Below are 13,673 nucleotides of genomic sequence, written 5' to 3'. Positions count from 1 at the left end.
GCGACGTCCCCGGTACCTAAGGTGCCTATCAAAAAGAAGAATTTTGTAAAGGAAAAAACATGACAAAAAACTTATTAGTAGAACTTGGACTTGAAGAGTTGCCAGCCTACGTTGTCACACCAAGTGAAAAACAACTCGGTGAGAAAATGGCAGCCTTCTTGGATGACAACCGACTTTCATACGAAAGCATTCAAACCTTCTCAACACCACGCCGTTTGGCTGTCCGTGTCATTGGTTTGGCGGATCAACAAACAGATTTGACCGAAGTTTTTAAAGGACCTTCTAAGAAAATCGCCTTGGATGCAGATGGAAACTTCTCAAAAGCGGCCCAAGGATTCGTCCGTGGGAAAGGTTTGACGGTTGACGATATTGAATTCCGCGAAGTCAAAGGGGAAGAGTACGTTTATGTTACAAAACATGAAGCTGGAAAACCAGCTAAAGAAGTTTTGGCTGGCGTTCCAGAAGTGCTTGCTTCATTGATCTTCCCTGTCAGCATGCACTGGGCTAACAACACCTTTGAATACATTCGCCCAGTTCACACCTTGATCGTTCTTTTGGGCGACGAAGCGCTTGACCTTGATTTCTTGGATATCCAATCAGGTCGTGTCAGTCGTGGACACCGTTTCCTTGGACATGAAGTGGAAATTACCAATGCGGATTCTTATGAAGAAGACCTTCGCACGGTTTACGTGATTGCGGATAGCAAAGAACGTGAAACCATGATTCGTGAGCAAATCAAGGCTATCGAGGCAGATCAAGGTGTTCAAGTTCAAATCGAAGAAGGCCTTTTGAATGAAGTCTTGAACTTGGTCGAATACCCAACTGCCTTTATGGGAAGTTTTGATACTAAGTATTTGGATGTTCCAGAAGAAGTTTTGGTGACCTCAATGGAAACGCACCAACGGTACTTTGTTGTACGTGACCTTGATGGTCAGCTCAAACCAAACTTCATCTCCGTCCGTAATGGTAACGCTGAGCACTTGGAAAATGTTATCCGAGGAAATGAAAAAGTCTTGGTGGCACGTCTTGAAGACGGTGAATTCTTCTGGCGTGAAGACCAAAAACTTAAGATTGAAGACCTCGTTGCTAAATTGGCGAACGTGACCTTCCATGAAAAAATTGGTTCTCTTTCAGAACACATGGCGCGTGCGGGTGTTATTGCAGCGTCACTAGCTGAGCAAGCTGGTTTGACTGCTAAAGAAACGACAGCCGTTGCTCGTGCAGCTGAAATCTACAAATTTGACCTCTTGACGGGTATGGTCGGAGAGTTCGATGAATTGCAAGGAATCATGGGTGAAAAATACGCCCTCCTCGCTGGTGAAGATGCTGCGGTTGCGACAGCTATCCGTGAGCACTACCTTCCTGATTCAGCAGACGGAGCTCTTCCAGAGACTAAGGTTGGTGCCATTCTTGCGCTTGCAGATAAATTGGATACCCTCCTTTCCTTCTTCTCAGTTGGCTTGATTCCATCAGGTTCCAATGACCCTTATGCGCTTCGTCGTGCAACACAAGGGATTGTTCGAATTTTGGATGCCTTTGGTTGGCATATCCCTATGGATGAGTTGATTGATAGCCTTTACGGACTTTCATTTGATAGCCTTTCCTATGACAATCAAGCAGAAGTGCTCAACTTCATCAAGGCGCGTGTGGACAAGATGATGGGACGCACACCAAAAGATATCAAAGACGCTGTTCTTGCTGGTTCAAACTTTGTCGTGGCTGATATGCTGGAAGCAGCTGAAGCTCTTTCAGAAGCTGCGAAGACGGATGGTTACAAGGCGGCTGTTGAGTCCCTCTCTCGTGCTTTCAACTTGGCAGAAAAAGCAGATGCTTCAGTAGAAGTCGACGCTAGTCTCTTTGAAAATGATCAAGAAAAAGCCCTTTCTAAAGCGATTGAAGAGCTTGAATTGACTGGTTCAGCAAGTGACAAATTGGCTCAACTCTTTGCTCTTAGCCCAGTCATTGATGCTTTCTTTGACAATACTATGGTAATGGCAGAAGATGAGGCTGTTAAAAACAACCGTTTGGCCCTTCTTGCAGGTCTTGTGTCTAAAGCCAATGCTGTTGCAGCCTTTAACCAATTGAACACAAAATAAGTACCTGATGGCAGGTAGAAAGTAGGTCTTATTATGACACCTGAAAAAATTGCTCGGATCAATGAGCTTGCTAAAAAGAAAAAAACAGAAGGTTTGACGCCAGAAGAAACAGTGGAGCAAGCAAAACTTCGTGAAGAATATATTGAAGGTTATCGTCGTTCGGTTCGTCACCACATTGAAGGGATCAAAATTGTGGATGAAGAAGGTAACGATGTAACACCTGAGAAACTACGCCAAGTGCAACGGGAAAAAGGTTTGCATGGCCGTAGCCTCGATGACCCTAATTCATAAGCAAAAGAGTGCTGGAAGAGACTCCAGCACTCTTTTTAATCTATAAAATTCAGAATATTCTGGACTAGATTGACCAATTTTTAAAAACATGGTATAGTAGATTGTGTGAAAATTTAAAGTATACTTTTCTGAAAATGTACAGAAAAAGAATTGGAGTAATCATATGTCAAAAAAACATCATCCTGGTGAAGAAACCGAAAATGGGATGGTTCGTGGTCTGCAAAATCGGCATGTTCAGCTGATCGCTATTGCAGGAACCATCGGGACAGGGCTCTTTCTTGGAGCTGGTCGTTCCCTTTCTTTGACAGGTCCCTCTATTATTTTAGTCTATATGCTGACTGGCGCCTTCATGTACTTGATGATGCGGGCGATCGGAGAAATGCTCTATATGGACCCTGATCAACACACCTTTATCAACTTTATCACCAAGTATCTAGGAAAAGGTTGGGGTTATTTTTCAGGATGGTCCTATTGGGTCTCCTTGGTATTTTTGGGAATGGCAGAGATCACCGCTGTTTCCAACTATGTCCAGCTTTGGTTTCCAAATTGGCCAGCCTGGCAGATTCAAATCATCTTTTTAGCACTTTTAAGTTGTGTAAACTTGATCGCTGTGAAGGTTTTTGGAGAGGTTGAATTCTGGTTTGGAATGATCAAGATTGTCACGATTTTAGCCCTGATCGCAACAGGGATCTTTATGGTGACGACGAACTTTGAAACACCAGCTGGACACGCTAGTTTAACCAATATTACTAGTGGTTTTCAAATGTTTCCAAATGGTTGGGTCAAGTTCGTCATGGCCTTCCAAATGGTCTTCTTTGCTTACCAAGCGATCGAGTTTGTTGGAATTACTACTTCTGAAACCGCTAATCCCCGCCAAGTATTGCCAAAAGCCATTAAAGAAATTCCAATCCGAATTGTAATTTTTTATGTAGGGGCTTTGTTAGCGATTATGGCTATTTTCCCTTGGCAACAGCTTCCTGTCAATAAGTCACCGTTTGTAACGGTCTTTCAGATGGTAGGCATCAAGTGGGCAGCAGGATTGATTAATTTTGTTGTACTGACAGCTGCTGCATCTTCCTTGAATTCCACCCTCTATTCAACAGGGCGTCACTTGTACCAGATTGCAAAAGAAACACCAAACAGTAAAGTGATGAATCGTTTGAAACTGAATAGCTTATCTCGTATGGGGATTCCAAGTCGCGCGATTATTTTTTCTGCGATTGTGGTTGCTGTTTCAGCCTTTATCAATGTGTTGCCAGGTGTCTCAGATGCCTTTGCCTTGATTACGGCATCTTCTTCTGGTGTCTACATTGCTATCTACATTTTGACCATGCTCGCCCATCTTAAGTACCGTAAATCGAAAGAATTTATGCCAGATGGTTTTGTCATGCCAGCCTATAAAGTGTTGAATCCATTGACCATTGTTTTCTTCCTCTTTGTATTTGTTTGTCTCTTCTTGCAAGAATCAACATACATTGGAGCGATTGGAGCAACCATCTGGATCATTCTTTTTGGGATTTACAGCAATTGGAAACATAATCAATAAACCGCAAGAGAGTGGGACAAAAATCCTAGCCTCTCAATTTTCTTTGGATTGTCGAGCAAGACGCAGTGGTTGAGTGGGCTCTACTACGCTGATTTCATCAGCTTTTACAGCCCTACTCAACTGTGCGGAGGTGGGACGACGAAATCGAATTCTAACGAATTACCGATTTCTGTCCCACTCTCTTTATGATTTCAGAGCTAGTTTGCTTTTTTAAGAAATTTCTTGGAGTGATTAAAAGAAAAACAGAGATGGAAGAAATTATTTTTCTTCCATCTCTGTTTTTTGTCCTTGAATGGCTTTTTTGAACCACCAAAGTGAGCCGACTAGGATCAGGGCAGCAAGCCAAAAAATCCAAGCCTCAATAGTGGTTAGAAAAAAGTAGAGAGCGATAGCATCGACCAATAAAAGTGGGATGAGAATCTGTTTTCTTATTTTCATAAGAATATTGTATCATAAATCCTAGAGGAAACAAGTGAAATCAAGCCTTTCTAGGTATTTTGTAGGATCCGAAAAGGGCAGATAGGATTAGTTAGTGAATTTTCTTTCAGGAGTGCATCTTGGTTCCATTTGTGGTAAAATAGTAAAGATATGAGTAAAGAATTTCATCATGTAACGGTTTTGCTTCATGAAACGATCGATATGCTGGATGTTAAGCCAGATGGGATCTATGTAGACGCCACATTGGGTGGGGCAGGCCACAGCGAATATTTGTTAACAAAATTAAATGAATCGGGCCATCTTTATGCCTTTGACCAAGATCAGCATGCGATTGAGAATGCTAAGATTCGTTTGGCACCTTTCATCGAGAAAGGCATGGTGACCTTCATTAAGGATAACTTTCGTCATTTGAAGGAACGTCTAAACGAATTGGGTGTGACTGAAATTGATGGAATCTGTTATGACCTAGGTGTGTCTAGTCCTCAGTTAGATGAACGGGAACGCGGATTTTCTTACAAGAAAGATGCGCCACTGGACATGCGGATGAATCAAGAAGCTTCCTTGACAGCCTATGAGGTCGTAAATAGCTACGATTACCATGATCTAGTCCGTATTTTTTTCAAATATGGAGAGGACAAATTTTCCAAGCAAATTGCGCGGAAAATTGAGCAAGCACGAGCAATTAAACCGATTGAAACGACGACTGAATTAGCAGAGATTATTAAATCTGCTAAACCAGCTAAGGAGCTCAAGAAAAAGGGCCATCCTGCTAAACAGATTTTCCAAGCCATTCGTATCGAAGTCAATGATGAACTGGGAGCTGCAGATGAATCAATTCAGCAAGCCATGGATTTGTTGGCCCTCGATGGTCGTATTTCTGTGATTACCTTTCATTCGTTAGAGGATCGATTGACCAAACAATTGTTTAAAGAAGCTTCGACAGTTGAGGTTCCAAAGGGGCTTCCCTTTATTCCAGATGATTTGAAACCAAAGATGGAGTTAGTCAACCGGAAACCTATTTTGCCAAGTGATGAAGAGCTTGAGGATAATAATCGATCCCATTCAGCAAAACTACGGGTTGCTCGAAAAATACACAAGTAAGAGGAATTGATATGGCAGCAAGAGATGAGAGAACAAGAACACAGGTACTGCAAGATCGCTTTCGCCGTTTCTCTAGAGTAGAAAAGGCTTTTTATGGGTCGATTGTCCTAACAGCTGTGATTTTAGCCATTAGTATCGTCTTTATGCAGACACGAATTTTACAAGTACAGAGTGAGTTGACTGATTTGAATACGGAACTAGAAGCCAAAAAGACGGAATTGGCAGATGTTCGTCAAGAGGTCAATGAATTAACACGTTATGACCGCTTATCACAGTTGGCTAGCTCCCAAGGAATGAAGCTGCAAAAAGAAAATCGAAAAACAGTGAGTGCAAGTAGTGATGAATAAATTTAAAAAATTTTTAATCAGGTATTCGATAAAGAAACGTCGCTTGCCGGATCAGAATCGAAAACAAGTTGGGAAAAATCTCAGTGTACTGGCGATTTTCCTCTTTTTTCTCTTTCTGATTAATTTTGCAATGATTATTGGGACTGACAAAAAATTCGGTGTGACCTTATCGGATCAAGCAAAAAAAGTCCATGAGGAGACGGTTATTGTTCCTGCAAAACGTGGAACGATCTATGACCGAAATGGAGCAGTAATTGCTGAAGATGCGACGACCTATAACGTTTATGCTGTTATTGATAAAAAGTACAAATCAGCAACCGGAAAAATCCTCTATGTAGAAGAGAGCCAATTTAAAAAAGTAGCAGAAATCTTTAAGCAGTACTTAGGGATGGATGAGGATTACGTCATTCAACAGTTGTCGCAAAAGAAATTGAAACAAGTTTCTTTTGGATCGAACGGAAACGGCATTACTTATAGTAATATGACAGCTATCCGTGAGGCCATGGAAGCAGCGAAGATTGAAGGGGTTGCCTTTACAACTAGTCCAAATCGAAGCTATAAAAATGGAGTTTTTGCCTCTCAATTTATAGGGCAGGCCTCTCTTCAAGAAGATAAAGAGGGGAATAAAACCTTGAAGGGGCAATCAGGAATGGAGAAATCCCTCGATCGTATTCTCGCTGGTCAAAATGGGGTTATCACCTATGACAAAGACCGAAACGGGAATATCGTTCCTGGTTCAGATAAGGTTTCTGTCAAAACAGAAGATGGGAAGGATGTATACACAACCCTTTCTGCGGAACTTCAAACCTATCTCGAAACCCGAATGGATGTTTTCCAAGAAAAAGTAAAAGGAAAGTATGTTAGTGCGACTCTTGTGAGTGCAAAAACTGGAGAAATCCTGGCGACAACGCAACGTCCATCCTATAATGCGGATACCAAACAAGGGTTGGATCTGAAAAACTTGAAAACCTGGAATACCATCCTTTATCAAGGTCAATATGAACCGGGTTCAACGATGAAGGTCATGTTATTAGCTTCGGCGATTGATCATGGAACCTTCCCAGCCTATAATGAAGTATACTACAGTAACGAACTACAAGTAAAAGATGCGACGATTCGTGACTGGGATGTCAATATGGGCTTGATGGATGGACGCTATATGAACATTGCTCAGGGCTTTGCCTATTCTAGTAATATTGGGATGACCAAGCTAGAGCAGAAGATGGGAAATAACGTCTGGATGAATTACCTCCACCGCTTCAAATTTGGTCTCTCTACCCGTTTTGGCATGGGCGATGAGAGTTTTGGAAGCCTTCCGGGTGATAACTATGTTACTCAAGCTATGTCTGCCTTTGGACAAGGGATATCTGTCACCCAAACGCAGATGTTGCGGGCCTTTAGTGCCATCGCTAATGATGGGCAAATGTTGGAGCCGAAGTTTATTAGTGCTATTTACGATAAAAAATCAGACACAGCCCGCAAATCAAAAAAAGAAGTTGTTGGAAAACCAGTTTCAGGATCAGCTGCGCAACAGACACGGAACTATATGATCACCGTCGGAACAGATCCAGAGTATGGAACCTTGTACAGCGATGGACCCATCATTCAGGTACCCGGTCAAAACGTTGCGGTGAAATCAGGGACTGCCCAAATGGCGACAGATCAAGGATACTTACAAGGAGAAAATGATTATATCAACTCGGTTGTAGCCATGACACCTGCAGAAGATCCTGAATTCATCATGTATGTGACGGTCCAACAACCAGAAGTGAAATTCTCAGCGACCAGCTGGGAAGAGCTGGTCAATCCTATTTTGGAAGATGCAGTTGCTTTAAAAGACGAATTGCATCTAACATCAGAAGCACCAACGTTGGATGGTGTGACCAAAGAAACGACCTACAAAATCCCTTCAGTAGAAACTCTCTCTAAGGAGTTGAATCTGAAACAAAATTTGAGCCCAGGTGCTTATTCAGAAGAATTGCGTCGCAATTTGGTGCAACCAATTGTCCTAGGAACCGGGAAAAATATCCGCAAAATGTCTGTGGATGTAGGCTCTAAAGTCAAAGCCAATCAGCAAGTATTGTTATTGACAGAAGACTTTGATGCGGTTCCAGATATGTATGGTTGGACTAAGAAAAATGCGGACATCTTTGGAGAATGGACTGGAATTGAGATTACCTATAAAGGTAGTGGAAAGAAAGTAACTAAACAAAGTGTCAAAATGAACACCTCACTCAATAAAACTAAAAAGATTACGTTAACATTAGGAGACTAAGATGTATATTGCTACGATCCTTGTATCGTTTCTATTAACAGTGGCTGCTATTCCAGCCTTTATTCGATTTTACCATCGTGCTCATATTTCTGGGCAACAAATGCACGAAGATGTGAAACAACACAAAGCGAAAGCTGGCACTCCGACAATGGGTGGAGTTGTATTTCTCATTACAGCCGTTCTAGTTAGTTTTGTCGTTACCGTATTGACTGGAAATTTCACGCGCCCTGTTCAACTGATTCTATTTATCTTGATTCTTTATGGAATTGTTGGATTTTTGGATGACTTTTTAAAAGTTTTTCGTAAGATTAATGAAGGTCTTAACCCAAAACAAAAATTGGCCCTTCAACTTGTTGGTGGAATCATCTTCTATATTTTTTCTGAACGCCACGGTGCAGGAAGCCTTTTGAATGTTTTCGGATATGAACTTTACTTGGGCCATTTCTACATTCTCTTTGCTTTATTTTGGTTGGTTGGTTTCTCAAATGCTGTCAATTTGACAGATGGGATCGATGGATTAGCCAGCATCTCCGTTGCTATTAGCCTGAGTGCCTATTCCTTTATTGCCTATATGCAAGGAAAATGGGACATTCTCTTTGTAACCTTGAGTATGATTGGGGCTTTGCTCGGATTCTTTGTCTTCAACCACAAGCCGGCTAAAATCTTTATGGGAGATGTCGGTAGTCTAGCTCTTGGAGGGATGCTTGCAGCCTTGTCAATGGCTTTGCATGTGGAGTGGACGCTGCTCTTAATTGGTCTGGTCTATGTTATTGAAACAGGTTCAGTGATGCTACAAGTGACCTATTTCAAATGGAGCAAGAAACGGTACGGGGAAGGACGTCGGATTTTCCGAATGACTCCTTTCCACCATCATTTAGAATTGGGTGGCCTTTCTGGCAATGGCCGAAACTGGTCAGAATGGAAAGTGGATGCCTTTATGTGGAGCATTGCCTTGGTGACAAGTGTCGTGACTCTAGTTCTTCTCTACCTATAAAACGACGGTGGGCTTGCCCATCGTTTTTTTACTGACTCAGAGAGAATTCGCTGGTTAGGAAAAATGACTCATAAGAGAGGCAAGAAGACAGCTTTTCTGATATAATAATAGAGATCATGAAAGGAACTGAGAAAATGAAATTTACAGAGTTTAATTTTAAGCCTTATATTCAAGAGGCACTGAAAGAAATCAATTTTAGAGAAGCAACCGAAGTACAGGAAAAACTAATTCCGATTGTCCTAGCTGGAAATGATTTGGTAGGAGAGTCAAAGACAGGTTCTGGGAAAACCCATACTTTCCTCTTGCCGATTTTTCAAACCTTAAATGAAGACAGCCAACAAGTAGAAGCGGTCATCACGGCTCCTAGTCGGGAGTTGGCGACGCAAATTTACCAAGCTGCTCGTCAAATCGCTAGTCATTCTGAAAAAGAGATTCGGATTGTAAATTATGTTGGAGGAACGGATAAAAGCCGTCAGATTGAAAAACTGCAGGTCAAACAACCACATATCGTGATTGGAACTCCAGGCCGGATTTATGATCTGGTTGCATCGGGTGATCTGGCTATTCATAAGGCCCATACTTTTGTGGTAGATGAGGCAGATATGACACTGGACATGGGATTCTTGTCTACTGTGGATAAGATTGCTTCAAGGCTTCCGCAACAACTGCAATTTTTAGTTTTTTCAGCCACCATTCCGCAAAAATTGCAGCCTTTCTTGAAAAAATATCTCTCAAACCCAGTCATGGAGCAAATTAAGACTAAGACGGTGATTTCAGATACCATCGATAATTGGCTGGTTTCCACCAAGGGTCGGGATAAAAATGAGCAAATTTACCAATTGACCAAGACCTTGCAACCTTATTTGGCCATGATTTTCGTTAATACCAAAACGAGAGCAGATGATCTCCTTGCCTATTTGGTGGCTCAGGGATTGAAAGTGGCAAAGATTCACGGAGATATCCCACCACGTGAACGGAAACGGATCATGAATCAGGTTAAAAATCTTGATTTTGAGTATATTGTGGCCACCGATTTGGCGGCTCGTGGAATTGATATCGAAGGGGTGAGTCATGTCATCAACGATGCTATTCCACAAGATCTTTCCTTCTTTGTTCACCGTGTTGGCCGGACAGGGCGCAATGGTCTACCAGGTGTCGCTATTACTCTTTATCAACCGAGTGATGATTCAGATATCCGTGAACTAGAAAAAATGGGAATTCGTTTCGTACCGAAAGTGTTGAAAAATGGGGTTATTGAAGATACTTATGATCGGGACAGACGAGCGAATCGTGAGAAAAAGCAAGAGAAACTCGACATTGAAATGATTGGTCTGGTGAAGAAGAAAAAGAAAAAAATCAAACCAGGCTACAAGAAAAAAATCAAATGGGCAGTTGATGAAAAGCGGAGAAAAGCTAAGCGAGCTGAAAACCGTGCGCGTGGCCGGGCGGAACGAAAGGCCAAACGCCAAACTTTCTAACCCCTTCTTTCAAATGTTCAGAAGAAAACATAGATTTTCTTTATGAACTCCATAAAGAAAAACTATTAGGAACTTGTCTAAAATTATGATAGACTAAATTTGAGTAGTCTATCATTTTTCTATTTCTGTAGCAATTTTTGGAATTCCGATAGTGAATGTGATAGAATGTTTATGTTCGAGAAAGGAAGTAACAAAAATGTTTACAACTAATCTTTTAGCTGCCAACTGGTATGCTGACTTTTTAAAACACGTTCCAGATAGCAAGCTGTTTAGTTTGAGAGCCGTATTGGATGCATTTCCGGCAGTCATTGGGAAATTGCCTGTGACGATTTTATTAGCCCTAGGAGGCGCATTTTTTGGGATTATTTTTGCCATGATTTTTGCTCTGGTCAAAATTAATCGTGTACGAATTCTTTACCCGATTCAAGCTGTTTTTGTCAGTTTTTTGCGGGGGACTCCTTTGTTGGTTCAGTTGATGTTGACCTATTATGGGATTCCTCTTATTTTAAAAGCGATCAATCAGTCTTATGGAACAGCTTTTAATATTAATGCCATTCCAGCTGAGTTATTTGCAATTGTGGCTCTTGCCTTTAATGAGGCGGCTTATGCGAGTGAGACCATCCGGGCAGCCATTTTATCAGTGGATCCTGGTGAAATTGAGGCAGCGCGTAGTCTTGGAATGACCAACCGTCAAGTTTATCGCCGGATTATTATTCCCAATGCAGCAGTCGTTGCAACTCCTACTTTAATCAACTCTCTCATTGGCTTGACCAAGGGGACCTCGCTAGCCTTTAGTGCCAGTGTAGTTGAAATTTTTGCCCAAGCACGGATTATTGGGGGGAGCGATTTGAAGTACTTTGAACGCTTTATCACGGTATCGATTGTTTACTGGATTGTGAACATTCTCATTGAAATACTAGGCCGTCACATTGAACGTCGACTGGATATTGAGACTCCCGTAGCAATTGATTTACCAGATCAGGAGGTCCGGATCTAATGATTTATATTTCAGAATTATCAAAGACATTTTCAGGTCAAAAGGTTTTAAATAATCTAAGTTTGGAAATTCAAAAAGGGGAAGTCGTGGCCTTAATCGGGTCTTCGGGAGCTGGTAAATCAACCTTCTTACGCAGTTTAAACTATTTGGAAGCTCCAGACAGTGGTAGAATTAAGATTGATGATTTCGAGGTTGATTTTGAGCACATTACCCAAGATCAAATCTTGACCTTAAGAAGAAAATTGGCCATGGTGTTCCAACAGTTTAATTTGTTTGGTAGAAAAACAGCTCTTGAAAATGTGAAAGAAGGGCTCATTGTTGTGAAGGGCTTATCCGACCAAGAAGCAACGAAAATTGCTCGAGAAGAACTGGCAAAAGTCGGCTTATCGGATCGTGAAAATCACTATCCTCGTCACCTCTCAGGTGGACAAAAACAACGGGTGGCTTTGGCCCGTGCCTTGGCCATGAAACCAGAGGTTCTTTTGCTGGATGAACCGACTTCGGCCTTGGATCCAGAATTGGTTGGAGAAGTTGAAAAATCCATTGCCAATGCAGCAAAATCAGGACAAACCATGGTACTGGTCAGCCATGATATGTCTTTTGTAGCGCAAGTAGCAGATAAGGTCCTATTTTTGGATAAAGGACGGATTATTGAATCTGGAACACCAGAGGAAATCATGCAACATCCAAAAGAAGAACGGACAAAAGAATTCTTTGCTAGTTACAAACGGACCTATGTTTGATATAATAGAGGAGAGGTAAGACTCAGCTGGCGATGCTAGCTGGGTTTGTTTTCTGAAAATGTAAAAATATTTGGAGTCGTGATGTTAAATAAATTATTGTCCTTATATTTACAAAGTTTAGTGACGACAACGATTTTAGTTGGGATCGCTTCTTGTATTTGGATTGGCTACCGTGCCCTTAAGAAGAAAGATAAAACAGCCAAGCAAAGACAAGCGCATTTGTATGATATCCTCTTAATTGATATCATGACGATTCCTATTTTAACCTTTGCGGTCATAGGGATCTTGTTTATCTTTCAAGCACGATAATTGCAAAAATACCGTGTTAGAATTATAATGATTACAACGAAACGGAAAAGAGGTTGAGTATGTTTGATACAGTGATTATTGGAGCAGGTCCTGCAGGGATGACTGCGGCCCTTTATGCAGCACGAAGTAATTTAAAAGTCGCATTGATTGAGAGAGGGATTCCAGGCGGCCAAATGAACAATACGTCTGACATTGAAAACTATCCTGGCTATGCCAATATTAGTGGCCCGGAGTTGGCTGAAAAAATGTTTGAACCCTTAGAAAATCTTGGTGTGGAACATTTGTTTGGTCAGGTAGAGCGCATCGAAGACCACGGAGCAACCAAAAAGATTGTCACAGATGACGGGGAATTTGAAGCTAAAACTCTTGTGATTGCAACAGGGTCTAACCACCGTTCATTGAATGTCCCTGGTGAAGAGGAGCTGAATAGTAGAGGGGTTTCCTACTGTGCTGTTTGTGATGGAGCTTTCTTTAGAGACGAGGATCTCTTGGTCGTTGGTGGTGGCGATTCTGCGGTAGAAGAAGCTGTTTTTTTGACTCAGTTTGCAAAAACAGTGACCATTGCCCATCGTCGTGATCAGTTGCGTGCCCAAAAAGTTCTTCAAGACCGTGCCTTTGCCAATGATAAAATTCACTTTGCTTGGAATACGGTTGTTGAAGAAATTAAGGGTGAACAAAAAGTAACGTCTGTCCTTTTAAAAGATGTGAAGACAGGAGTGGTTAGAGAGCAGGCCTTCGGTGGTGTCTTTATCTATGTCGGTTTAGATCCTGTCAGTGATTTTGCGACGGAACTTGGTATTTTAGATGAAAATGGCTGGGTGGTGACGGATGATCATATGAGAACCAAAGTCCCAGGTATTTTTGCGGTTGGTGATGTTCGTCAAAAAGACCTACGTCAAGTGACGACAGCAGTCGGAGACGGTGCGATTGCTGGCCAAGAAGTTTATAAATATATCACAGAAAACTTTTAATGCTTAAAAAATCTGAGGTTTGTGCCTCAGATTTTTTTCGTGCTTTCCTTTCAGTATTCAATAGGGCTGAAATGTGCTATAATGGTA

Annotated in this window: 13 protein-coding genes; 12 read left to right on the top strand and 1 reads right to left on the bottom strand. The window is 41.6% G+C overall.

The window, feature by feature from the left end:
* Positions 1-59: 59 nt before the first annotated feature.
* From glyS to HMPREF2704_RS02325, 3 genes are all read left to right on the top strand, one after another.
* Complete coding sequence (gene glyS, locus HMPREF2704_RS02335) at positions 60-2,096, top strand: glycine--tRNA ligase subunit beta (RefSeq protein WP_070845543.1); 2,037 nt, start codon at positions 60-62, stop codon at positions 2,094-2,096.
* A gap of 33 nt (positions 2,097-2,129) precedes the next feature.
* Positions 2,130-2,387, top strand: coding sequence for a DUF896 family protein (locus HMPREF2704_RS02330; RefSeq protein ID WP_003010384.1), 258 nt, complete (start codon positions 2,130-2,132; stop codon positions 2,385-2,387).
* Between the two features lie 163 nt (positions 2,388-2,550).
* On the top strand, positions 2,551-3,933 hold the full coding sequence (locus HMPREF2704_RS02325; RefSeq protein WP_070845540.1) for an amino acid permease: 1,383 nt from the start codon (positions 2,551-2,553) through the stop codon (positions 3,931-3,933).
* Positions 3,934-4,191: 258 nt separating this feature from the next.
* On the opposite strand, the gene HMPREF2704_RS02320 is transcribed toward HMPREF2704_RS02325, so the two are convergent.
* A complete protein-coding gene (locus tag HMPREF2704_RS02320) occupies positions 4,192-4,371 on the bottom strand; it encodes a hypothetical protein (RefSeq protein ID WP_042759811.1) in 180 nt (59 codons plus the stop codon).
* A 150-nt stretch (positions 4,372-4,521) separates the two neighbouring features.
* Here HMPREF2704_RS02320 and rsmH point away from each other — a divergent pair, with 150 nt between their 5' ends.
* From rsmH to trxB, 9 genes are all read left to right on the top strand, one after another.
* Positions 4,522-5,472, top strand: coding sequence for a 16S rRNA (cytosine(1402)-N(4))-methyltransferase RsmH (rsmH, locus tag HMPREF2704_RS02315; RefSeq protein ID WP_024054758.1), 951 nt, complete (start codon positions 4,522-4,524; stop codon positions 5,470-5,472).
* A gap of 11 nt (positions 5,473-5,483) precedes the next feature.
* Positions 5,484-5,819 (top strand): cell division protein FtsL, encoded by a 336-nt coding sequence (ftsL, locus tag HMPREF2704_RS02310; protein ID WP_003003929.1) that lies wholly within the window; start codon positions 5,484-5,486, stop codon positions 5,817-5,819.
* Positions 5,812-8,094 carry a penicillin-binding protein PBP2X gene (gene pbp2X, locus HMPREF2704_RS02305; protein WP_070674543.1) on the top strand — a complete coding sequence of 761 codons (2,283 nt, stop codon included), beginning with the start codon at positions 5,812-5,814 and terminating at the stop codon, positions 8,092-8,094. Before ftsL ends, pbp2X begins: the two co-directional genes overlap by 8 nt.
* 1 nt (position 8,095) lies before the next feature.
* Positions 8,096-9,088: a phospho-N-acetylmuramoyl-pentapeptide-transferase gene (gene mraY, locus HMPREF2704_RS02300; protein ID WP_070674540.1), complete on the top strand. Its 993-nt coding sequence runs from the start codon at positions 8,096-8,098 to the stop codon at positions 9,086-9,088.
* Positions 9,089-9,222: 134 nt separating this feature from the next.
* The gene (locus HMPREF2704_RS02295; RefSeq protein WP_070674537.1) at positions 9,223-10,566 is read left to right on the top strand and encodes a DEAD/DEAH box helicase; all 1,344 of its coding nucleotides are present in this window, start codon (positions 9,223-9,225) and stop codon (positions 10,564-10,566) included.
* A gap of 196 nt (positions 10,567-10,762) precedes the next feature.
* Positions 10,763-11,563 (top strand): amino acid ABC transporter permease, encoded by an 801-nt coding sequence (locus HMPREF2704_RS02290; protein ID WP_024054761.1) that lies wholly within the window; start codon positions 10,763-10,765, stop codon positions 11,561-11,563.
* Entirely contained in the window at positions 11,563-12,306 is a 744-nt protein-coding gene (locus HMPREF2704_RS02285; protein WP_003003991.1) for an amino acid ABC transporter ATP-binding protein, read from the top strand. The genes HMPREF2704_RS02290 and HMPREF2704_RS02285 overlap by 1 nt, the downstream gene beginning before the upstream one ends.
* A gap of 81 nt (positions 12,307-12,387) precedes the next feature.
* Positions 12,388-12,615 carry a DUF4059 family protein gene (locus tag HMPREF2704_RS02280; protein WP_003003995.1) on the top strand — a complete coding sequence of 76 codons (228 nt, stop codon included), beginning with the start codon at positions 12,388-12,390 and terminating at the stop codon, positions 12,613-12,615.
* 59 nt (positions 12,616-12,674) lie between these two features.
* Complete coding sequence (gene trxB, locus HMPREF2704_RS02275; RefSeq protein WP_070845538.1) at positions 12,675-13,586, top strand: thioredoxin-disulfide reductase; 912 nt, start codon at positions 12,675-12,677, stop codon at positions 13,584-13,586.
* The last annotated feature ends 87 nt before the right edge of the window (positions 13,587-13,673 follow it).

The sequence above is a fragment of the Streptococcus sp. HMSC076C09 genome (assembly GCF_001837905.1).
GTDB lineage: Bacteria > Bacillota > Bacilli > Lactobacillales > Streptococcaceae > Streptococcus > Streptococcus parasanguinis_I.
The sequence above is the reverse complement of the archived record's forward strand: the minus strand, read 5'-3'. Positions and strand labels throughout refer to the sequence as shown.

Coding starts and splice junctions, on each gene's coding strand:
- HMPREF2704_RS02295 (WP_070674537.1), top strand. CDS start 9,223: ATGAAATTTACAGAGTTTAATTTTAAGCCTTATATTCAAGAGGCACTG.
- HMPREF2704_RS02325 (WP_070845540.1), top strand. CDS start 2,551: ATGTCAAAAAAACATCATCCTGGTGAAGAAACCGAAAATGGGATGGTT.
- HMPREF2704_RS02330 (WP_003010384.1), top strand. CDS start 2,130: ATGACACCTGAAAAAATTGCTCGGATCAATGAGCTTGCTAAAAAGAAA.
- trxB (WP_070845538.1), top strand. CDS start 12,675: ATGTTTGATACAGTGATTATTGGAGCAGGTCCTGCAGGGATGACTGCG.
- mraY (WP_070674540.1), top strand. CDS start 8,096: ATGTATATTGCTACGATCCTTGTATCGTTTCTATTAACAGTGGCTGCT.
- ftsL (WP_003003929.1), top strand. CDS start 5,484: ATGGCAGCAAGAGATGAGAGAACAAGAACACAGGTACTGCAAGATCGC.
- rsmH (WP_024054758.1), top strand. CDS start 4,522: ATGAGTAAAGAATTTCATCATGTAACGGTTTTGCTTCATGAAACGATC.
- HMPREF2704_RS02280 (WP_003003995.1), top strand. CDS start 12,388: ATGTTAAATAAATTATTGTCCTTATATTTACAAAGTTTAGTGACGACA.
- HMPREF2704_RS02290 (WP_024054761.1), top strand. CDS start 10,763: ATGTTTACAACTAATCTTTTAGCTGCCAACTGGTATGCTGACTTTTTA.
- pbp2X (WP_070674543.1), top strand. CDS start 5,812: ATGAATAAATTTAAAAAATTTTTAATCAGGTATTCGATAAAGAAACGT.
- glyS (WP_070845543.1), top strand. CDS start 60: ATGACAAAAAACTTATTAGTAGAACTTGGACTTGAAGAGTTGCCAGCC.
- HMPREF2704_RS02320 (WP_042759811.1), bottom strand. CDS start 4,371: ATGAAAATAAGAAAACAGATTCTCATCCCACTTTTATTGGTCGATGCT.
- HMPREF2704_RS02285 (WP_003003991.1), top strand. CDS start 11,563: ATGATTTATATTTCAGAATTATCAAAGACATTTTCAGGTCAAAAGGTT.